The following is a 21,486-nucleotide window of genomic DNA, read 5'->3' as shown; positions in this document are numbered from 1 at the left end:
AATTCCACCCCATGACGCGTACCCGCCTCACCTTCGCCCTCACGCTCGCGCTCGCCGCCTCGCCGGCATTCGCCCAAAGCCACGGCGACATCGACCACGTCAACGGCAGCATCACCGCCGAGGCCGGCCAGGAATACGGTGACCTCGAGACGGTCAACGGCAGCATCAAGCTCGAATCGAACTCGCGTTCCGATGAAGTTTCGACCGTCAACGGCAGCATCCAGGCCGGCGATGGCATCAAGGCGCGCTCCCTGACCACGGTGAACGGCGGGATCCGCATCGGCGAGAAGGTCGAGGTGACGAAGGGCCTGGAGACGGTCAACGGCAGCATCTTCGTGGATCGCGGCGGCCGCATCGGCGATGGCATCGACACGGTGAACGGGTCGATCGGCCTGGTCGACACCGATCTCGGCGGCGGCATCGAAACGGTCAACAGCGACATCACGGTCGGCGTCGGCTCGCACCTGAAGGGCGGGATCCACGTCGACAAGCCGGGCAACAGCTGGTTCTCGCGCAAGCCCAGGCCGCCGCGCATCGTGATCGGCCCGAACGCGCAGGTGGACGGCGCGATGGTGTTCGAGCGCGAGGTGGTGCTGTACGTGCACACGTCCGCGAAGGTGGGGTCGATCACCGGCGCCAAGGCGATCCCGTTCAGCGGCAACACGCCGCCGGAGTAAGCGTCTCGTCGAGCGCGGGCCGCGTCGTTCGTTGGCGGCGCGGCCCGCGTGTTGTTCGGCATCTGCTTAGAATCGCCGGGTTACCCACCGGAGACCCGCGGATGCAACGACCTGTCCTGCTTTGCCTGGCCGGCGCATTCGCGCTGGCTGCCTGCGACCGCGGCCCGCCCGCCGCGCCCGATGCGCCGGCCGCGCCGTCGACGGTGTCCGACACCGCGCATGTCTTTTCCCCCGAGCTCGCGCCGGGCGATTTCGCCGAACACGTGCGCGTGCTGGCGTCGGACGCATTCGAAGGGCGCGCGCCCGGCAGTCCCGGCGAGGACAAGACCGTCGCCTACATCCAGTCGCAGTTCGAACGCATCGGTTTGAAGCCGGGCAACGCAGGCAGCTGGGTGCAGCAGGTGCCGATGACGGAAACGACGGCGGACGAAAGCGCCATCATGACGGTGACCGTGAAGGGCAAGCCGCATGCGCTGAAGTTCGGCGACGACATGGTGATCGGCACGCGCAGCGGGCAGGAGCAGGTCTCGTTGAAGGACAGCGACGTGGTGTTCGTCGGCTACGGCGTGGATGCGCCGGAGCAGAAGTGGAACGACTACGCGGGCCTGGACGTGAAGGGCAAGACGGTCGTGATGCTGGTGAACGACCCGGGCTTCCACGTCGGCGACGAGTCGCTCTTCGAAGGGCGCCGCATGACGTACTACGGGCGCTGGACGTACAAGTTCGAAGAGGCCGCGCGCCAGGGCGCGGCGGCCGCGCTGATCGTGCACGACGATGCGGGTGCGTCGTACGGCTGGGACGTGGTGAAGAGTTCCTGGTCCGGCGCGCAGTTCGACCTGCGTGCGAGCGACGATCCGGCGCCGCGCTTGCCGATGCAGGGCTGGATCACGGGCGCGCAGGCTACGGCGTTGTTCGCCGATGCGGGGCTGGATTTCGCGGCGCTGCGCAAGGCGGCCAACCAGCGCGGGTTCAAGGCCGTGCCGCTGGATGCGAAGGCGTCGGTGACGTTGAACAGCACGATCGTCGAGAAGTCGTCGCGCAACGTGGTGGGCCTGCTGCCGGGCACGGAGACGCCGGACGAGGCGATCGTCTACATGGCGCACTGGGACCACCTCGGCAAGCATCCGGACGAGCCGGGCGACAACATCTACAACGGCGCGATCGACAACGCGACCGGCGTGGCGGGAATCATGGAGATCGCGGAGCGGTTCAAGCAGCATCCGCCGAAGCGGTCGGTGTTGTTCCTCGCGGTGACGTTGGAAGAGTCCGGGCTGCTGGGGTCGAAGTACTACGTCGCGCATCCGGTGATTCCGCTCGCGAAGACGGTGGCGGCGATCAACATCGATGCGATGTCCACGGCCGGGTTGTCGAAGGACATGGTGGTGACCGGGCTCGGCAATTCGGAGCTCGACGATGTGCTGAAGGCGATCACCGACAAGCAGGGCCGCGTGCTGCACGCCGAGGCCACGCCGGAAAGCGGGTTCTACTTCCGCTCGGATCACTTCAACTTCGCCAAGGCCGGCGTGCCGGCGTTGTATGCCGAGGGTGGCGAAGACCTGGCGGCTGGCGGGTCGGAAGCCGGGCGCAAGGCGTCGGAGGAATACACGGCGATGCGTTACCACAAGCCGGCGGACCAGTTCGATCCGAACTGGAACCTCGCGGGCGTGATGCAGGACCTGGATACGTTGTTCCAGGTGGGCCAGGTGCTGGCCGACGGCACGACGTGGCCGAACTGGCGGGCGGGCAATCCGTTCCGCGCGGCGCGGGATGCGTCGCGCGCGGCAGGCGCGAAACCCTGACATTGCGTGGCGGAATCGCGGCCGGGACGCTCCCGGTCGCGGTTTCGGGCTAGGCTTCGCGCATTCCCGCGAACTGGAGCCCGGCATGACGATCGCAGTGGCGTATTGGTGCGTGCTGGTGGCGGCGCTCCTTCCGTACGTGTGGACCACCGTGGCGAAGGGCAGCGGCGAGCGTTACGACAACCGCGATCCGCGCGGATGGATCGCGCGACAGACCAATCCCCGCGTGCAACGCGCCAACTCGGCGCAGCTCAATGCCTTCGAAGCGTTTGCGCCGTTCGCGGCGGGCGTGGTGTTCGCGCAGCTGGCCGGTGTGCCGGAGGCGCGCATCGCGATGCTGTCCGTGGTGTTCGTCGTGTGCCGGCTGTTGCATGGCGTCGTCTATACGCAGGGGATGAAGCATTCGCTGCGGAGCCTGGTGTGGTTCGTGGGGTTCGCCTGCGTGGTCGCGTTGTTCATTCTGGCGGCGCTGCGGGTGGGCCACGCGGGGTGAGCGTGGACGAGCCTGGGCCGGTGGAGGCATCGCAGTGCGTCGCGGTCGTGCGCGAGGCGGGGTTCTGCTTCGTGCATGCGGAGACGATGCGGCCGGCGCTCGAGCGCTTCGCGACGTTGTCCGATTGGGCGATGTTCGCGGCGAGTTGGGATGCGTTGGGGCCGGATCCGTACCTCGAACGTACCGGGCGTGCGCGACGTCGCCGGCACGGCGTGTTTCGCTGGGCCGAGGGCACGCTGACGCGTGAGCCGCATCAACCGCATTTCCAGAGCCTGGCGTACAACCGCCTGCAGGGGGATGTCGATCGCTGGTTCGATCCGATCGTGCCCGAAGTGGGCGACAGCGCGTCGCTGCGGGCGGTGCTGGGGTTCTCGTGCGAGTTCTTCGGGGCGCTGGCGCCTGAGGTGTCGGCGTGGCGCATCGAGGTGCATCAATTCCGGATCGAGGCGCGGAGCGACGCGGCCGGGGAACCGACGCCGGAAGGCGTGCACCGGGATGGCGTGGATTACGTGCTGGTGCTGATGGTCGACCGGGCCAACATCGCCAGCGGGACCACGACGATCCATTCGGCGGACGGCACGCTGCTGGGCAGCTTTACCTTGCACGATCCCCTGGACGCGGCGCTTGTCGACGATGCGCGCGTCTTCCATGGGGTGACCCCAGTGACGCCTGTGGATGCAGCGAAGCCGGCGCATCGGGATGTGCTGGTGGTGACATTGAAGCGGGAGTAGTTAGTTCCGCACGGCTGTCGAGCCACTGCAACTAACCCTGCCCGTCATTCCGCCGCGCAAAGAAAAACCCCGCCGGGAGACCCGGCGGGGTTTGGTGTAAGGCCCTGGCGATGACCTACTCTTGCATGCGGATGCACACTACCATCGGCGCGGCTGCGTTTCACTTCCGAGTTCGGAATGGGATCGGGTGGTGCCACAGCGCTATTGTCACCAGGGAGAGGGTGGAGGGTCGCGGTTCAACCGGTCTTGTGGACGGATTGATCGCGCTCACGCTCTCAAGGGGTGGATGTAGCGAGCAGTTTGCATCCTTGTGGGATGCGATGAGGACGAATGCCTGCGACGTGTTGTCGAGGATAAGGCCACTTGAGGTGATATGGTCAAGCCACACGGATCATTAGTACAGGTTAGCTCAACGGATTGCTCCGCTTACACACCCTGCCTATCAACCACCTGGTCTTGATGGTTCCTTCAGGGGACTTGTGTCCCGGGAGATCTCATCTTGAGGCGCGCTTCCCGCTTAGATGCTTTCAGCGGTTATCGCTTCCGAACGTAGCTACCCGGCAATGCCACTGGCGTGACAACCGGAACACCAGGGGTTCGTCCACTCCGGTCCTCTCGTACTAGGAGCAGCCCCTCTCAAATCTCCAACGCCCACGACAGATAGGGACCGAACTGTCTCACGACGTTCTGAACCCAGCTCGCGTACCACTTTAAATGGCGAACAGCCATACCCTTGGGACCGACTACAGCCCCAGGATGTGATGAGCCGACATCGAGGTGCCAAACACCGCCGTCGATATGAACTCTTGGGCGGTATCAGCCTGTTATCCCCGGAGTACCTTTTATCCGTTGAGCGATGGCCCTTCCATACAGAACCACCGGATCACTAAGACCTACTTTCGTACCTGCTTGAGCCGTCGCTCTTGCAGTCAAGCACGCTTATGCCTTTGCACACAGTGCGCGATGTCCGACCGCGCTGAGCGTACCTTCGTGCTCCTCCGTTACTCTTTGGGAGGAGACCGCCCCAGTCAAACTACCCACCATACACGGTCCCCGACCCGGATCACGGGCCCAGGTTAGAACGTCAAGCACATCAGGGTGGTATTTCAAGGTTGCCTCCACCGAAGCTAGCGCCTCGGTTTCACAGGCTCCCACCTATCCTACACAGACGAACTCAACGTTCAGTGTAAAGCTGTAGTAAAGGTTCACGGGGTCTTTCCGTCTTGCCGCGGGAACGCTGCATCTTCACAGCGATTTCAATTTCACTGAGTCTCGGGTGGAGACAGCGCCGCTGTCGTTACGCCATTCGTGCAGGTCGGAACTTACCCGACAAGGAATTTCGCTACCTTAGGACCGTTATAGTTACGGCCGCCGTTTACTGGGGCTTCGATCAAGAGCTTCGCCTTGCGGCTGACCCCATCAATTAACCTTCCAGCACCGGGCAGGCGTCACACCCTATACGTCCACTTTCGTGTTTGCAGAGTGCTGTGTTTTTGATAAACAGTCGCAGCGGCCTGGTTTCTGCGACCGCTCCCAGCTATAGCCCGCATGGGCCACCAGAAGCGGTGCACCTTCTCCCGAAGTTACGGTGCCATGTTGCCTAGTTCCTTCACCCGAGTTCTCTCAAGCGCCTGAGAATTCTCATCCTGCCCACCTGTGTCGGTTTACGGTACGGTCTGCGTCAGCTGAAGCTTAGGGGCTTTTCCTGGAAGCGTGGGATCAGTGACTTCGGCCTAATGGCCTGGTCTCGCTGCTCGGCGTAATGACCCTCCGGATTTGCCAAGAGGATCCGCCTACCTGCTTTCCCCGGGACAACCAACGCCCGGTACACCTACCCTTCTCCGTCCCCCCATCGCACTGACGCGAGGTGCTGGAATATTAACCAGCTTTCCATCGACTACGCATTTCTGCCTCGCCTTAGGGGCCGACTCACCCTGCGCCGATGAACGTTGCGCAAGGAAACCTTGGGCTTTCGGCGTGGGGGCTTTTCACCCCCATTATCGTTACTCATGTCAGCATTCGCACTTCCGATACCTCCAGCAGACTTCTCAATCCACCTTCATCGGCTTACGGAACGCTCCTCTACCGCGCACGATTGCTCGTGCACCCCAAGCTTCGGTTTATCGCTTAGCCCCGTTAAATCTTCCGCGCAGACCGACTCGACCAGTGAGCTATTACGCTTTCTTTAAAGGGTGGCTGCTTCTAAGCCAACCTCCTGGCTGTCTGTGCCTTTCCACATCGTTCACCACTGAGCGATAAATTTGGGACCTTAGCTGTGGGTCTGGGTTGTTTCCCTTTTCACGACGAACGTTAGCACCCGCCGTGTGTCTCCCGGATAGTACGTACTGGTATTCGGAGTTTGCAATGGTTTGGTAAGTCGCAATGACCCCCTAGCCATAACAGTGCTCTACCCCCAGCAGTATTCGTCCGAGGCGCTACCTAAATAGCTTTCGAGGAGAACCAGCTATCTCCGGGTTCGATTAGCTTTTCACTCCTAATCACACCTCATCCCCTACCTTTGCAACGGGAGTGGGTTCGGGCCTCCAGTTGATGTTACTCAACCTTCACCCTGGGCATGACTAGATCACCCGGTTTCGGGTCTACTGCCTGCGACTATGCGCCCTTATCAGACTCGGTTTCCCTTCGCCTCCCCTATACGGTTAAGCTCGCCACAAACAGTAAGTCGCTGACCCATTATACAAAAGGTACGCCGTCACCCCACGAAGGGGCTCCGACTGCTTGTACGCACACGGTTTCAGGATCTATTTCACTCCCTTCACCAGGGTTCTTTTCGCCTTTCCCTCACGGTACTGGTTCACTATCGGTCGGTCAGGAGTATTTAGCCTTGGAGGATGGTCCCCCCATGTTCAGACAGGGTTTCACGTGCCCCGCCCTACTCAATTTCATCCGTACGGCCCTTTCGCATACTGGGCTGTCACCATCTACGGCCACCCTTCCCAAGGTGTTTTGCTAAAACCGTACGGACTTTTGGGCTAGTCCCCGTTCGCTCGTCGCTACTCAGGGAATCTCGGTTGATTTCTTTTCCTCCGGGTACTTAGATATTTCAGTTCCCCGGGTTCGCCTTGCATGGCTATGTATTCACCATGCAATACCCTTGCGGGTGGGTTTCCCCATTCGGACATTGCCGGATCAAAGCTTGTTGCCAGCTCCCCGACACTTTTCGCAGGCTGCCACGTCCTTCATCGCCTCTGACCGCCAAGGCATCCACCGTGTGCGCTTATTCGCTTGACCATATCACCCCAAGTCGCCTCGGGGCCGATACGTCGCATGCGAACATTACGACTATCACACTTCAATAAAGGTGCTCTCGCACCTCGCCTTAGCCTCTACGACACGTCATGGACATTCGTCTCAAAACGCTCGCTACATCCAATTTGTCAAAGAACACGCGGCCGGCTTCAGCGCCGTCCGCGTTTCAGATCTTCGTGTGCGCAGTAAACATTCAGAGTTGGTGGGTCTGGGAGGACTCGAACCACCGGCCTCACCCTTATCAGGGGTGCGCTCTAACCACCTGAGCTACAGACCCAAAAAGTCGAGCCAGGTAGAGGTGGTGGAGCCAGTCGGGATCGAACCGACGACCCCCTGCTTGCAAAGCAGGTGCTCTCCCAGCTGAGCTATGGCCCCGATGGTCGGGACGCTCTGAATGCAGGTCACTTGTGCGGACGCCTGACAGGCAATGCGCTGTCTTTTTGTCTCTAAAGGAGGTGATCCAGCCGCACCTTCCGATACGGCTACCTTGTTACGACTTCACCCCAGTCATCGGCCACACCGTGGCAAGCGCCCTCCCGAAGGTTAAGCTACCTGCTTCTGGTGCAACAAACTCCCATGGTGTGACGGGCGGTGTGTACAAGGCCCGGGAACGTATTCACCGCAGCAATGCTGATCTGCGATTACTAGCGATTCCGACTTCATGGAGTCGAGTTGCAGACTCCAATCCGGACTGAGAAAAGGTTTCTGGGATTGGCTCACCCTCGCGGGATTGCAGCCCTCTGTCCTTTCCATTGTAGTACGTGTGTAGCCCTGGCCGTAAGGGCCATGATGACTTGACGTCATCCCCACCTTCCTCCGGTTTGTCACCGGCGGTCTCCCTAGAGTTCCCACCATTACGTGCTGGCAACTAGGGACAAGGGTTGCGCTCGTTGCGGGACTTAACCCAACATCTCACGACACGAGCTGACGACAGCCATGCAGCACCTGTCTCACGGTTCCCGAAGGCACCAATCCATCTCTGGAAAGTTCCGTGGATGTCAAGGCCAGGTAAGGTTCTTCGCGTTGCATCGAATTAAACCACATACTCCACCGCTTGTGCGGGCCCCCGTCAATTCCTTTGAGTTTCAGTCTTGCGACCGTACTCCCCAGGCGGCGAACTTAACGCGTTAGCTTCGATACTGAGTGCCTAGTTGCACCCAACATCCAGTTCGCATCGTTTAGGGCGTGGACTACCAGGGTATCTAATCCTGTTTGCTCCCCACGCTTTCGTGCCTCAGTGTCAGTGCTGGTCCAGGCAGTCGCCTTCGCCACAGATGTTCCTCCCGATCTCTACGCATTTCACTGCTACACCGGGAATTCCACTGCCCTCTACCGCACTCTAGATCGCCAGTATCCAATGCCATTCCCAGGTTGAGCCCAGGGCTTTCACATCAGACTTAACGAACCACCTACGCACGCTTTACGCCCAGTAATTCCGAGTAACGCTTGCACCCTTCGTATTACCGCGGCTGCTGGCACGAAGTTAGCCGGTGCTTATTCTTCCGGTACCGTCAGAACCCCCGGGTATTAACCGAGAGCTTTTCTTTCCGGACAAAAGAGCTTTACAACCCGAAGGCCTTCTTCACTCACGCGGCATGGCTGGATCAGGCTTGCGCCCATTGTCCAATATTCCCCACTGCTGCCTCCCGTAGGAGTCTGGACCGTGTCTCAGTTCCAGTGTGGCTGATCATCCTCTCAGACCAGCTACGGATCGTCGCCTTGGTGGGCCTTTACCCCGCCAACTAGCTAATCCGACATGGGCTCATCCAGTCGCGCGACGCCTTGCGGTCCGCCGCTTTCACCTTCCGGTCGTATGCGGTATTAGCGTAAGTTTCCCTACGTTATCCCCCACGACAGGGCAGATTCCCATGTATTCCTCACCCGTCCGCCACTCGCCACCCACAGTATTGCTACTGCTGTGCTGCCGTTCGACTTGCATGTGTTAGGCCTGCCGCCAGCGTTCACTCTGAGCCAGGATCAAACTCTTCACTTAAGTATTGCGACTCCGGTCCGAAGACCTTCGCCTATGCTTTGAGTGCAGACTTCGCTCCAGGCAGAAATCACTCGCTGGCTCACAATTGCTTGTTTGCCATTTGAATTGACTTGTTGCTCTGTTACGAACGTCTGCAAGATGGACAACTTTCCACCCGCCAGACGCCCGCACAAGTCACCTGCGCACACTGTCAAAGATCATCGGAACCGGCCTCAGCGCCGCGTTCCGTGCCCGAGCACCTAAGTGCCTGAGCGAGCCGCACATCATACAGGCGTTCCGAAGAACGTCAACACCGGATGATGAAAATTTCCGGGTCCGGGGCGCTTGGTTCAGCGTCTCGAATCGCACCGCGCCGGCGTTGGATGCCGTGGGCGATGCGGGGCGCGCACTGTACGCATTCCGATGCGCGAGTGGAAGCCCTTGCACGACAAAAATTCGTGCGGTTGCAACAACGACGCCCGCTTCAATCCGCAGCGCGCAAACGCACTCGCGCGAAATTGCGCTTGCCGATCGCAATCACCCCTTCGAATCCCGGCGAAAACACGCGCTGCGCATCTTCGAACACGTCGCCGTCCACGCGCACCGCGCGCTCTTTCAATTTGCGATTGGCTTCGGAATTGCTTGGCGCAAGTCCAGCGGCCGTAAGCAACGCCGCGATGCGCACGCCTTCCGAGGGAACCACAACGTCCGTCAACGGCAGCGTGCCGATGTCGCCTTCGCCGCGCACTGCCGCATTCCAACCCGCGATCGCGGTTTCCGCGGCAGCGGCGCCGTGGAAACGCGTGGCGAGTTCGCGCGCCAGGCGCAGCTTGACGTCGCGCGGATTCAGCACGCCACTGGCCACTTCCTCGCGCAAACGCACAGCTTCTGCAGCGCCGATGTCGAAACTCAATAGTTCGATCCAGCGCCACATCAACGCATCGCCGACCTTCATCGTCTTGGTGACGACGTCGATCGCCGGCTCGTCGATGCCGATGTAATTCCCGAGCGACTTGCTCATCTTCTGCACGCCGTCGAGCCCTTCGAGCAGCGGCATCGTCAGCACGATCTGCGGCGGCTGCCCGAAATGTTCCTGCAGCCCGCGCCCCATCAACAGATTGAACTTCTGGTCGGTGCCGCCCAGCTCCACGTCGCTCTTCAACGCAACGGAGTCGTAGCCCTGCACGAGGGGATAGAGGAATTCGTGGATCGCGATGGACTGCTGCGCGGCGTAGCGCTTCGCGAAGTCGTCGCGTTCCAGCATGCGCGCCACGGTGTGCTGGCCCGCGAGGCGGATCATGTCCGCCGCGCCCATCGCCCCGAACCACTCGCTGTTGAAGCGCAATTCGGTGCGCTCGCGATCCAGCACCTTGAACACCTGGTCGGCGTAGGTGCGGGCGTTGGCCTCCACGTCCTCGCGGGTGAGGGGCTTGCGGGTGGCGTTCTTGCCCGACGGGTCGCCGATCATCCCGGTGAAGTCCCCGATCAGGAAGATCACCTGGTGCCCGAGATCCTGGAACTGCCGCATCTTGTTGAGCAGGACCGTATGGCCCAGGTGCAGGTCCGGCGCGGTGGGGTCGAAGCCCGCCTTGATCCGCAGCGGACGGCCGAGCTGGAGGCGGGCCTCGAGTTCGTCGCGCTTGAGGATTTCGTCGGCGCCGCGGCCGATGAGTTCGAGGGCTGCCTGGATCGACACGATGGATGACGCTCTTGAAAGGGGACGCTGGTGGGAATGTCCCGATCCGTGACCGGGTCCGTGAAGGTACCGTTAAAGCGGGGTTAAAACAAAAAAACCATCCCGCTCAAGGGTTTGACGCATGTTGCTTCGGTGACTATGGTAGCGCCGTTACGTCTTCCTCACGGGGTCGTAATCCGTTTTTTAGGGGACAACACCATGGGCAAGTCCGGCATCGGCAATGCGCGTCGCGCGCGTCTCGACAACCTGCGCGAGGCCGCGCTCCATAAAGACGTGGTCGCGCGTCGCGTCCCGGCCGGTTTCAACGGCCGCTGGACCCGCCGCCAATGGGCCCACGCCAGCCTGGTCGCCACCCTTGCCGCGCTCGTCGCCGCCATTGTCCCGGGCTTCCCGGCCAATTCGCAGGCCGCAGCCGCGCCCGTCCCCACCCGCACCACGCTCGCCCTCACCCTGCCGCCGCTGCCGCTCGCCAAGCTGCGTGGCCAGACCGGCGACAGCTGGCAGATCGTCCGCGTCGAGCGCGGCCAGACCCTGGGCTCGCTGTTCGAAGACCTCGACCTGCCCGCCGCCACCATGCACGCGATGCTCGACCAGCCCGGCGCGAAGCAGGCGCTGACGCGCATGAAGCCCGGCACCGAGCTCGCCTTCGACCTGCCGGTCGGTGGCGGCCTGCGCGCCTTCCGTTACGACCGCGACGACACGCACCGCGTCGAACTCACCTTCGACGGCGACAAGATCACCCAGCAGGTGATCGAGCGTCCCACGCAGTCGCGCACCGTCGTGATCAGCGGCAACGTCGGCAAGTCGCTCTACCACTCCGCCCGCAAGCTGGGCCTGTCGCCGGGCGCGATCAACACGCTGACCGACGACATCTTCAAGTACGACATCGACTTCAACGACGACGTCGCCGCCAGCGACCGCTTCAGCGTCGTCGTCGAGCAGACCTGGCGCGACGGCGAACTGATCCGCACCGGCCCGGTGCAGGCCGCCACGTTCACCGTCGGCGGCACGCTCCATTCGGGCTTCCGTTTCGAGCGCAGCGGCAAGGCCGAGTACTTCACCGCCGACGGCCGTCCGCTGAAGAAAACCTTCATCCGCATGCCGATCCCGTACGCGCGCCTCACCTCGAGCTTCGGCTCGCGGCGCCATCCGGTGCTCGGCACGGTGCGCCAGCACCAGGGCGTGGATTACGCCGCGTCCACCGGCACGCCGATCATGGCCGCCGGCGATGCACGCGTGCAGTTCGTCGGCTGGAAGGGCGGCTACGGCCGCGCCGTCATCCTCGACCACGGCCGCGGCTACACCACGCTGTACGGCCACATGTCGCGCTTCGGCGACATCAAGCAGGGCCAGAAGATCCCGCAGGGCCGCGTGATCGGCTACGTCGGCATGACGGGCCTGGCCACCGGCCCGCACCTGCACTACGAATTCCGCATCAACGGCGTGCACCGCAATCCGCTGTCGATCACCATGCCGCCGCCGGAACCGCTCAACGGCGCCGCGCTCGCGCAGTTCCGTTCGCAGACGTCCAATGCCCTCGCCCGCATCCAGCGCGTGGAGAAGGTGATCTACGCCGACGCCGAACCCGCGCCGGCCCCCAAGCCCGCGAAGCAGAAGAAAGCCTGACCGGCTGATCGACGCTATCCTCGCCGCGCGCGGCTCCCGCGCGCCCAGCAGCACGCCATGGCGAGCGACGCAGCAGAACTCCATCTCGGCCTGATCTCCGGCACCAGCGCCGACGGCATCGACGTCGCGCTCGTCCGGTTCGAGGGCGCGCATTGCGCGCTGGTGAAAGGCCACACGTTTCCCTGGGATGCCGCGCTGCGCGAACGCCTCGTCGCGCTCGGACAAGGCGGCCACGCCAATTCCCTCGACGAACTCGGCGGCCTCGACGTGCAGATCGCGCACGCCTTCGCCGATGCCGCACTCGCCTTGCTCGAACGCGCCCACGCCGCCCCGCGCGACGTCCGTTCCCTCGGCTCGCACGGGCAGACCGTGCGCCATCGCCCGCAGGCCGCGCATCCGTTCACCTGGCAACTCGGCGACGGCAACGTCATCGCCGAACGCACCGGCATCGACACCGTCGCCGATTTCCGCCGGCGCGACGTCGCCGCCGGCGGCCAGGGCGCACCGCTCGTGCCCGCCTTCCACGCCGCGATGCTGCACGACGCGCACGAAGACCGCGCTGTCCTCAACCTCGGCGGCATCGCCAATTTCACCTTGTTGCCTGCGGTTGGCGACGTCCGCGGTTTCGACACGGGTCCCGCGAATGCGTTGATGGACGCCTGGTGCGATCGCCACCTCGGCACGCCGTACGACGCGCACGGCGCGTTCGCCGCACGCGGCACCGTCGATGCCGCACTGCTCGCACGCCTGCGCGACGAACCGTGGTTCGCAACGCCGCCGCCGAAGAGCAGCGGCCGCGAACAATTCCATCTCGCGTGGGTGGAAGCCCGCCTGTCCGGCGACGAATCCCCCGAAGACGTCCAAGCCACGCTCCTCGAACTCACCGCCACCACCGTCGTCGACGCGTTGCGCGCCACCCAACCTGCGACGCGTCGCGTGCTCGCCTGCGGCGGCGGCGTGCACAACCCGCACCTGCTCGCGCGCATCGCCGCGCACCTGCCGGGTGTGCACGTGGAATCCACTGCCGCGCACGGCCTGGATCCGGATTTCGTCGAAGCGATGGCGTTCGCGTGGCTCGCGCGCGAAGCGCTGGCCGGGCGTCCAGGCAACGTGCCTGCGGTGACCGGCGCACGCGGCCCGCGTGTGCTCGGCGTGGTGTATCCGCGCCAGGACTAGCGGCGGATCAGTCCTCGGCCCAACGATCGAGGATGTGTTGCGGCGGCGGCGGTGCCGGCGCGCGGCCGATCAATCCGAAGCCCTGGTCGTCGGCGACCGTTTCGAGCGCCTTGATCGCTTCCAGCAACGCGTTCGCTTCGGGATCGCTGAAGTGCACGTCCATGCCTGCCTCGCAGGCATACAGCCCCTGCTCCATGAGGATGCGCAACGTGTCGTGCATCGCCCAGCCACGGGCCGAGGACAACCGCTTGATGCGATCGGCGAGCTCCGGATCGATGTCGCGCAACACCAGGTCGGTCATGCGTCCTCCTCTAGGCGAAGAACGAAAAACGGCACCAACAGCGGGACGAGCGGCACCCACCGCTCGTCGCCGACGGCCGGCTGGCTCAGCGGTCCGGCGGCACGTCGATGTGCCGGAACCTGGGCCACAGGTACAGGAACAGGAACGTCGCCGGCAACACGGCCAGCGTCGCGATGATGAAGTACGTGGAATAGCTGGTCGCTTCGACGATGCCGCCGGCGAACACCCCGAGCACCTTGCCCGGCAGGTTCACCATCGAACTCAACAGCGCGTATTGCGTCGCCGTGTGCTGCCGGTTCACCAGCGCCGACAGGAACGCCACGGCGGCGGTGCCGAGGAAGCCCAGCGTCAGGTTTTCGGCGGAGATCACCAGGGTCAGCGCCGCGAGGCTCCCCTTGTGCCCGATCAGCCAGACGTAGAGCAGGTTGCAGCTCGCGCACAACACGATCGAAGCCAGCAGCGGCCGCCGCACGCCCCAGCGCGCGATCGCCATGCCGCCGAGGAACACGCCGAGGATCCCCATCCAGATCCCGTAGATCTTGGTGATCGCACCGATCTGGGTCTTGGTGAAATCCATCGCCAGGTAGAACGGGCTCATGATCCCGCCCACCAGCGCCTGCTCGGGGATCTTGAACAGCAGGATGAAGGCGAGCGTCAGCAGCGCCGTCTGCGCGCCGTAACGGCGGAAGAAATCGGTGAACGGCTCGATGATGCTCACGCGCATCGCTTCGTTCCAGTCCGCGGGCGCCTTGCGAATCACGTCGGGTTCGCGCGCCAGCAGCGTCACGACGACCGGCAGCAGCATCAATCCCGCGAGCACCTGGTACACGGCCGCCCACGGCATGTGGTCGGCCATGAACAGCGCGAACGCGCCGGTCACGATCAGCGCGATGCGATAACCGAGCGAATACGTCGCCACGAGCGCGCCCTGCACCGCCGGCGGCCCGATCTCGATGCGGTAAGCATCCACCGCGATGTCCTGCGTCGCGCCGAAGAACGCCACCACCAGGGTGAACACGACGAAGATCCCGAGCTGCGCAGGCGTCACCAGCGACATGCCCAGCAAGCCCGCGATCACCGCCAGCTGCGCGAACAGCAGCCACCCGCGCCGCTGCCCCAGCCGCGAGAACAGCGGCAGTTGCGTGTGGTCGAGCAACGGCGCCCACAGGAACTTGAGCGCATACGTCATGCCCGCGCTCGCGATGATCGTGATTTCCTTCAGCTCGATGTTGTTTTCCTTCAACCAGTACGCCAGCGTGCCGGCGACCAGCAGGAACGGCAGCCCCGAGGCGAACCCGAAGAAAAACATCGTCCACGCGGCAGGCTGCGTGAACGCTTTCCAGACCGAAGGCTTCGCGGGTTTCGCCGCTCCGGCCACGCTCACAACGCGTAATCCACGACGAACGGCGCGTGGTCCGAGAACCGCGGCGACGGATGGATCGCGCACGCCCGCAACTTGTCCCGCAGCGACGGCGTGCAGAACTGGTAATCGATGCGCCACCCCACGTTCTTCGCGCGCGCCGCGCCGCGGTTGCTCCACCAGGTGTAGTCCTGGCCGTCGGCGTGCAGCGCGCGGTACGCGTCCACCCAGCCGTGGGTGTCGGCGCACAGGTCGTTGAGCCAGTCGCGTTCGCGCGGCAGGCAGCCGGAATTCTTCTGGTTGGACTTCCAGTTCCGGATGTCCAGTTCGCTGCGCACGATGTTCCAGTCGCCGCACAGCACGTAGTCGCGGCCGCTGTGCAGCCAGTGGTGGAGGATCGGCCGCAGCCACTCCATCACTTCGAATTTGAAGCCCTGGCGCAGTTCGCCCGACGATCCCGAAGGGATGTAGAACGACACCACGCTCAAGTTCCCGAAGCGTGCCTCGATGTAGCGCCCTTCATCGTCGAACGGCGCCCAGCCCAGGCCCGTGCGCACCTCGTCGGGCTGGCGGCGCGCATAGATCGCCACGCCGCTGTAGCCCTTCTTCGTCGAGGCGTCGCGGTACCACGCACGATAGCCCTCGGGCACGAAGTCGGGCCCGGAGATCTGGTGCTCCTGCGCCTTGGTTTCCTGCAGGCACAGGACATCCGCGTCCTGGCCGGCGAACCAATCGAAGAACCCCTTGCTGGCGGCCGAGCGGACGCCGTTGGCGTTGAAGCTGACGATGCGCATCTGGATCCGGGTGGAAGCGACTCGCCCAAGCGTAGCGGATTCACACAATCGGGAGGCGTGCGCGCCGCGGGTCTTATCATGCGCGGCATTCCCGCCGCCGGACCCCGCCCGTGACCGACCACCGCGCCCGCTTCCTCGCCCTGGCCCTGCGCGTCCAGGCACTGCGCTTCGGCGAATTCACGCTCAAGTCCGGCCGCGTCAGTCCCTATTTCTTCAACGCCGGCCGCTTCGACGGCGGCGCGGCCCTCGCGGAACTGGCGGCCTGCTACGCCGACGCCCTGGACGAGGCCGGCCTCGAATTCGACGTCCTCTTCGGCCCCGCCTACAAAGGCATCCCGCTCGCCACCGCCCTGGCCTGCGAATTCGCCCGCCGCGGCCGCGACGTGCCCCTCGCCTTCAACCGGAAGGAAGCCAAGGCGCACGGCGAAGGCGGCACGCTCATCGGCGCATCGATGACGGGGCGCCGCGTGCTGATCGTCGACGACGTGATCACCGCCGGCACCGCCATCCGCGAAGCGCTCGGCATCATCGGCGAAGTGGGCGGCCTGCCCGCCGGCATCGTGATCGCACTGGACCGGCAGGAACGCGCCAGCGAAGAGCACGCCCAGTCCGCCGCGCAGGCGGTTTCCGACGAACACGGACTGCCCGTCGTGGCGGTGGCCACGCTCGCCGACCTGCTTGCGTTCGCGGGCGAAAGCGCGGACCTTGTCGGCCACCGCGACGCGCTGCTGGCTTACCGGGCGCGCTACGGCACCACCGCTGGTTGACTGCAGAACAGGGGCTGCACCATGCCTGCCAACATCAGGATCAACGCTTCACTCATCGCCGTTGCATTGCTCGCCACCTCGGGCGGCGCGCACGCACAGGCTGCGTCGTCCGGCAAGAAGCTCTATTGCTGGGACGACAACGGCCGCAAGGTCTGCGGCGATGCGCTGCCCGCCGAAGCGGCCGGCAACCATCGCGCCGAATACAGCGAACGCAGCGGCCGCCGCGTCGGCGAAGTCGCCCGCGCGCTGACGCCGGAAGAACAAGCCGCCGCCGATGCCGCCAAGGCCGCCGCCGCCACGCAGGCGGAGACCGACGCCGCGCGCATGCGCCGCGAAATGGCGATCGTCGAGTCGTATGCCACCGAGAACGACCTGCGCAAGGCGTTCCAGGAACGCATCGACCTGCTGGACGAAACCTTGAAGGCCTCCAGCATCGGCGTGTCGGCCCTGCGCCAGACGCTGGTCGGCCTGCTGCGCCAGGCCGGCGAACTCGAACTGGCCGGCAAGCCCGTGCCCGAGATCATGCGCAACAACATCGCCACGCAGCACGCCGAACTGGGCCGCCGCGAACGCATGTACACGCAGCAGCAAGGCGACCGCGCCAAGCTGGACGACGAACTGGAACAGGTGCTCGCGCGCTATCGCGAGATCAAGCAGGGCCAGGCGGCTTCCGCACAGCCCGCCACCGCCGCGCCGACCGGCGGCTGATCGCGACACCCCGCGATCAACCGCGCTGCCGTTCGGTCAGAACGGCAGCTTGAGGTCCGGCTTCATCGCAAGCAGCTGCTCGCGGAACGCGTTCTGGATGCGCGTGAGCGCATCGCGCGAATCGCCGTCGAAACGCATCACCAGCACCGGCGTGGTGTTGGACGCGCGCACCAGGCCCCAACCGTCCGGCCAGTCCACGCGCAGGCCATCGATCGTCGACAGGCGCGCGCCCTCGAACTTCGCGCGCGCACGGAACGCTTCGACGAACGCATGCGGATCGCCTTCCGGCGCATCCACCTTGATCTCCGGCGTCGACACGCCGTCGGGCAGCGCGTCGAGCGTTTCGCTCGGCGACTGGCTGCGGCTGGCGAGGATTTCCAGCAGGCGCGCCGCGGCATAGATGCCGTCGTCGAACCCGAACCAGCGCTCCTTGAAGAAGAAGTGCCCGCTCATCTCGCCCGCGAGCTCGGCATCGGTCTCGCGCATCTTGGCCTTGATCAGCGAATGGCCCGTCTTCCACATCAGCGGGCTGCCGCCGTGGCGCAGGATCTGGCCCGGCAGGCGGCCGGTGCACTTCACGTCGTACACGATCACCGCGCCGGGATTGCGCTCCAGCACGTCGGCCGCGAACAGCATCAACAGGCGGTCCGGGAAGATGTTGTGGCCATCCTTCGTCACCACGCCCAGGCGATCGCCGTCGCCGTCGAAGGCGATGCCCACGTCCGCGTCCAGGCGCTTGACCATCTGGATGAGGCTTTCGAGGTTGTGCGCTTCGCTCGGATCGGGATGGTGGTTGGGGAACGTGCCGTCCACTTCGCAGAACAGCGGCGTGACTTCGGCGCCGATGGACGTGAGCACCTGCGGCGCGATCGCACCGGCGACGCCGTTGCCCGCGTCCACCACCACTTTGAGGCGGCGATCCAGCTGCACGTCGGACGTGATGCGTTCGATGTAATCGGCCGACACGTCGCGCTGCTGCCAGTTGCCCTGGCTCGCTGCTTCGTGCAGGCGGTCTTCGGCGATGCGCGCGTAGAGGTCGGTGATCGCGTTGCCCGACAGCGTTTCGCCGCCGATGACGATCTTGAAGCCGTTGTAGTCCGGCGGATTGTGGCTGCCGGTGACGGCCACGCAGCAACCGGTGCGCAGCTGGTAGGCGGCGAAGTACACGACCGGCGTGGCCGCCATGCCGATGTCGATGACGTTGCGGCCCGCCTTGCGCAAACCTTCCGCCAGGCCGCCGACCATGTCCGGTCCCGACAGGCGACCGTCGCGGCCGACCACGATGTCGGACAGGCCCTTGTCCGCCATCAGCGAACCGATCGCCTGGCCGATGAGCTCGGCGACGCCGATGTCGAGCGTCTTCCCGACGATGCCGCGGATGTCGTACGCGCGGAAGATGCCCTTGTCGATCAGCACCGGCGCGCCCTTGATCGGCACCACCACGTCCTTGACCTTCGCCATCGGCACGACGGCCGCCGGCGCCTGGTGCAGGTGATCGGCGAGCGTCGGCGCGGCGACGTGCACGTCGTCCGCGACCACGGCGGCACCGGGACGCTTGCTGGCGCGCCATGCGAGCAACGACAAGGCCAGCAGCACGATGGCGACGGCGAAGCACGGGATCGCGCCGAGGCCGAACGGCGCGGCGCCCGCATCGGGCAGGCCCGCGGCGAGGCGCCACTGCGTGCCGCGGATCGGCGTTGCGCGGACTTCGGCGCCCGACGCGAGCGTCTTGTCGCCGCGCTCCACGACGCTGAAGCTGCCCTGGCGCAGCGCGAGGTAACTCGCATCGTCCACGTTCGCCGAATCCAGCGCACCGGTGGCGAGCGCCAGCGGCATGCGCACGTAGGCCACGGCCGTCGTCTTGCCGCCCTGGAACATCGGCGCGGCCAGGCCCAGCTTCGGCCCGCCCGCATCGCGCACCAGCGCCGCGATCGGCTTGTTCTCGGACATCGCCGATTCGACGAGGCCGAGCTTGCCGTAACCGGCGTCAGGCAACCCGGCATACGCCGCGTCGAAATCCCCGCCCAGCACTTCCACCTTTTCAACGCCCGCCCAGCCGTCGCCGATCACCTTGCCCGCCGCGGCGAGATCGCCCGACGCCAGCGCGGCCGTCGCCGGCGCGGAGGCCGCGCGCGTGGACAGTTGTTCGAGATCCTTGCCGACCGCCGCGGCGATCGTCATCGCCGTCGCATCGCGCGTGCGCAGCAACGAGGATTCGCGCTGCTCGGCGCGGAAGGCGACGAACCCGCTCCACGCCAGCCACGCGGCGATCAGCAGGGCGACCAGCGCGATCGCGGGCAACATCGGCCGCATGGCGTTGGTGACGTCGAATTTGCGCTTCGCCGGTTCGGCGTGGTCGTGCTCGGTCATCGTTGTATTCCCATCCCCTTTGGGTCAGCGCACGCCGGTGTGGCCGAAGCCACCTTCGCCGCGCACGCTTGCCTCGAAAGTATCCACCACCTGCAGCGTCGCGCGCACGATGGGCAAGACCACCAGCTGCGCGATGCGATCGCCCGGCTGGATCGTGAAGGCCTCGCGGCCGCGGTTCCATGTACTGATCATCAGCGGGCCCTGGTAGTCCGCATCGATCAACCCGGTGCCGTTGCCGAGCACGATCCCGTGCCGGTGGCCCAGGCCCGACCGCGGCAGGACCACCGCGCACAGCGCCGGATCGGCGAGATGGATGGCCAGGCCCGACGGGATCAGCGCGGCATCGCCCGGCGCCAGCAGCAGCGGGGCGTCGAGCGCGGCGCGCAGGTCCAGGCCCGCGCTGGATTCGGTCGCGTAGGCCGGCATCGGCCATTCGTCGCCGAAGCGCGGATCGAGGATCTTGACTTCAAGCGTTTTCACGTGGGTCATAAGCGTCACGATGCCAGTCGTTCCTCGATGAAATCCATGAGCGCGTCGGCGATGGTCGTTTTCGGCGCGGGGCCGAGCGCGATCTCACCGCCACGCCAGTAAATGGTGAGCGCGTTGTCGTCGCTCTCGAACCCGCTGCCTGCAACGCCGACGCGATTGGCCGCGATGGCGTCCACCCGCTTCGAATCCAGCTTGCCGCGCGCGTTGTGCGCGACATCGTCGGTCTCGGCCGCGAAGCCGACGACCAGGCGCGGCCGGCGCAGGTGCGTCGCGACGTCCGCGAGGATGTCGGGCGTGCGCACCAGTTCGAGCGTCAGCGTGTCGTGCCCCGGCTGCTTCTTGATCTTTGCCGGTGCGACGTTGCGTGGCGTGAAATCGGCGACGGCCGCGGCGCCGATGTAGACATCCGCCGGCAGCGCACCGAGCACCGTGGCGTGCATCTGCGCGGCGGAACGCACGTCGATGCGGCGCACGCCATCGGGTGTCTTCAGGTGAACGGGCCCGGCGACGAGCACCGCGTCCGCGCCGCGTCGCGCCGCTGCTGCGGCGATCGCGAACCCCATCTTGCCGCTGCTGCGGTTGCCGATGAAACGCACGGGATCGAGGTCCTCGTACGTCGGCCCGGCGCTGACCAGCACGCGGGTGCCGGCCAGGCTCAAGCCGTCGCCCCGGACAGCGCGGCCACGATTTCCAGCGGTTCGGCCATGCGGCCCGGGCCGGATTCGCCTTCGGCGAGCGGGCCGTCGTTCGGTCCGACGACGCGCACGCCGCGTTCGCGCAACACCGCCACGTTCGCCTGCGTGGCCGCGTGCAGCCACATGCGGTGGTTCATCGCGGGCGCGATCGTGACAGGCGCGGTGGTGGCCAGGCACAAGGTGCTGACGAGGTCGTCGGCGAACCCGTGGGCGAGCTTCGCGATCGTGTTGGCGGTGGCGGGGGCGATCACGACGAAATCGGCCCAGTGCGCGAGTTCGAGGTGGCCCATGGCCGCTTCGGCCGCGGCATCCCACAGCGACGTGCGCACCGGGCTGCCGGACAAGGCCTGGAAGGTCTGCGCGCCGACGAAGCGCTGCGCGTTCTCGGTCATCGCCACCTGGACGGTCGCCCCCGCATCGCGCAGGCGGCGGACCAAGTCGGCCGACTTGTAGGCAGCGATGCCGCCGCACACGCACAACAACACGCGGCGCGACTGCAGCGGGGCGATCGGTTCCTGCATGACGGACGACGCCCCTCGGGGATTTCCCACACTGGAATCGG

Annotated in this window: 13 protein-coding genes, 2 tRNA genes, 3 rRNA genes and 2 pseudogenes; 8 read left to right on the top strand and 12 right to left on the bottom strand. The window is 65.1% G+C overall.

From position 1 onward, the window contains the following. Positions 1-11: 11 nt before the first annotated feature. From LYSCAS_RS07185 to LYSCAS_RS07170, 4 genes are all read left to right on the top strand, one after another. A complete protein-coding gene (locus tag LYSCAS_RS07185) occupies positions 12-677 on the top strand; it encodes a DUF4097 family beta strand repeat-containing protein (protein WP_213437118.1) in 666 nt (221 codons plus the stop codon). Between the two features lie 101 nt (positions 678-778). Continuing rightward, positions 779-2,476, top strand: a complete 1,698-nt coding sequence (locus LYSCAS_RS07180; RefSeq protein WP_213437116.1) for a M28 family metallopeptidase — start codon at positions 779-781, stop codon at positions 2,474-2,476. Positions 2,477-2,561: 85 nt separating this feature from the next. Beyond that, on the top strand, positions 2,562-2,969 hold the full coding sequence (locus LYSCAS_RS07175) for an MAPEG family protein (RefSeq protein WP_213437114.1): 408 nt from the start codon (positions 2,562-2,564) through the stop codon (positions 2,967-2,969). Between the two features lie 86 nt (positions 2,970-3,055). Further along, on the top strand, positions 3,056-3,700 hold the full coding sequence (locus LYSCAS_RS07170) for a 2OG-Fe dioxygenase family protein (RefSeq protein ID WP_213437683.1): 645 nt from the start codon (positions 3,056-3,058) through the stop codon (positions 3,698-3,700). A 102-nt stretch (positions 3,701-3,802) separates the two neighbouring features. Here LYSCAS_RS07170 and rrf read toward each other — a convergent pair. The 6 genes from rrf to tyrS form a co-directional block, all read right to left on the bottom strand. Beyond that, positions 3,803-3,915, bottom strand: a 5S ribosomal RNA gene (gene rrf, locus LYSCAS_RS07165). 158 nt (positions 3,916-4,073) lie between these two features. Continuing rightward, a 23S ribosomal RNA gene (locus tag LYSCAS_RS07160) occupies positions 4,074-6,952 on the bottom strand. 218 nt (positions 6,953-7,170) lie between these two features. Continuing rightward, positions 7,171-7,247: transfer RNA gene (locus LYSCAS_RS07155), tRNA-Ile, on the bottom strand. A 22-nt stretch (positions 7,248-7,269) separates the two neighbouring features. After that, positions 7,270-7,345, bottom strand: a tRNA-Ala gene (locus LYSCAS_RS07150). 73 nt (positions 7,346-7,418) lie between these two features. Then, positions 7,419-8,963 (bottom strand): 16S ribosomal RNA (locus tag LYSCAS_RS07145). The 16S, 23S and 5S rRNA genes sit together here with 2 tRNA genes alongside, the layout of an rRNA operon. 463 nt (positions 8,964-9,426) lie before the next feature. Continuing rightward, positions 9,427-10,641 (bottom strand): tyrosine--tRNA ligase, encoded by a 1,215-nt coding sequence (gene tyrS / locus LYSCAS_RS07140; protein ID WP_213437675.1) that lies wholly within the window; start codon positions 10,639-10,641, stop codon positions 9,427-9,429. 195 nt (positions 10,642-10,836) lie between these two features. Here tyrS and LYSCAS_RS07135 point away from each other — a divergent pair, with 195 nt between their 5' ends. Both LYSCAS_RS07135 and LYSCAS_RS07130 read left to right on the top strand, forming a co-directional pair. Beyond that, the gene (locus LYSCAS_RS07135; RefSeq protein WP_213437112.1) at positions 10,837-12,264 is read left to right on the top strand and encodes a peptidoglycan DD-metalloendopeptidase family protein; all 1,428 of its coding nucleotides are present in this window, start codon (positions 10,837-10,839) and stop codon (positions 12,262-12,264) included. A gap of 57 nt (positions 12,265-12,321) precedes the next feature. After that, positions 12,322-13,440 (top strand): anhydro-N-acetylmuramic acid kinase, encoded by a 1,119-nt coding sequence (locus tag LYSCAS_RS07130; protein WP_213437110.1) that lies wholly within the window; start codon positions 12,322-12,324, stop codon positions 13,438-13,440. A 94-nt stretch (positions 13,441-13,534) separates the two neighbouring features. Here LYSCAS_RS07130 and LYSCAS_RS07125 read toward each other — a convergent pair. The 3 genes and pseudogenes from LYSCAS_RS07125 to LYSCAS_RS07115 form a co-directional block, all read right to left on the bottom strand. Beyond that, positions 13,535-13,741: pseudogene (locus LYSCAS_RS07125) on the bottom strand (hypothetical protein); the annotation flags it as partial. 85 nt (positions 13,742-13,826) lie between these two features. After that, entirely contained in the window at positions 13,827-15,125 is a 1,299-nt protein-coding gene (locus LYSCAS_RS07120) for an AmpG family muropeptide MFS transporter (protein WP_244858703.1), read from the bottom strand. After that, positions 15,122-15,895, bottom strand: coding sequence for an exodeoxyribonuclease III (locus LYSCAS_RS07115; protein WP_213437108.1), 774 nt, complete (start codon positions 15,893-15,895; stop codon positions 15,122-15,124). Before LYSCAS_RS07115 ends, LYSCAS_RS07120 begins: the two co-directional genes overlap by 4 nt. A gap of 110 nt (positions 15,896-16,005) precedes the next feature. Between LYSCAS_RS07115 and pyrE the strand changes: the two genes are divergently transcribed. Then, positions 16,006-16,662, top strand: coding sequence for an orotate phosphoribosyltransferase (gene pyrE / locus LYSCAS_RS07110; protein WP_213437106.1), 657 nt, complete (start codon positions 16,006-16,008; stop codon positions 16,660-16,662). A gap of 21 nt (positions 16,663-16,683) precedes the next feature. Beyond that, positions 16,684-17,370 (top strand): hypothetical protein, encoded by a 687-nt coding sequence (locus tag LYSCAS_RS07105; RefSeq protein ID WP_213437104.1) that lies wholly within the window; start codon positions 16,684-16,686, stop codon positions 17,368-17,370. Between the two features lie 36 nt (positions 17,371-17,406). Here the strand turns inward: LYSCAS_RS07105 and LYSCAS_RS07100 are convergent, their stop codons facing one another. The 3 genes and pseudogenes from LYSCAS_RS07100 to coaBC form a co-directional block, all read right to left on the bottom strand. Beyond that, a complete protein-coding gene (locus tag LYSCAS_RS07100; RefSeq protein WP_244858702.1) occupies positions 17,407-19,740 on the bottom strand; it encodes a phosphomannomutase/phosphoglucomutase in 2,334 nt (777 codons plus the stop codon). Between the two features lie 24 nt (positions 19,741-19,764). Next, complete coding sequence (gene dut, locus LYSCAS_RS07095; RefSeq protein ID WP_213437102.1) at positions 19,765-20,229, bottom strand: dUTP diphosphatase; 465 nt, start codon at positions 20,227-20,229, stop codon at positions 19,765-19,767. Positions 20,230-20,234: 5 nt separating this feature from the next. Beyond that, positions 20,235-21,445: pseudogene (coaBC, locus tag LYSCAS_RS07090) on the bottom strand (bifunctional phosphopantothenoylcysteine decarboxylase/phosphopantothenate--cysteine ligase CoaBC). Positions 21,446-21,486: the final 41 nt, after the last annotated feature.

The sequence above is a fragment of the Noviluteimonas caseinilytica genome (assembly GCF_018406605.1).
In the GTDB taxonomy this organism is placed as follows: domain Bacteria; phylum Pseudomonadota; class Gammaproteobacteria; order Xanthomonadales; family Xanthomonadaceae; genus Noviluteimonas; species Noviluteimonas caseinilytica.
This window is presented reverse-complemented; position numbering and strand designations above follow the sequence as displayed.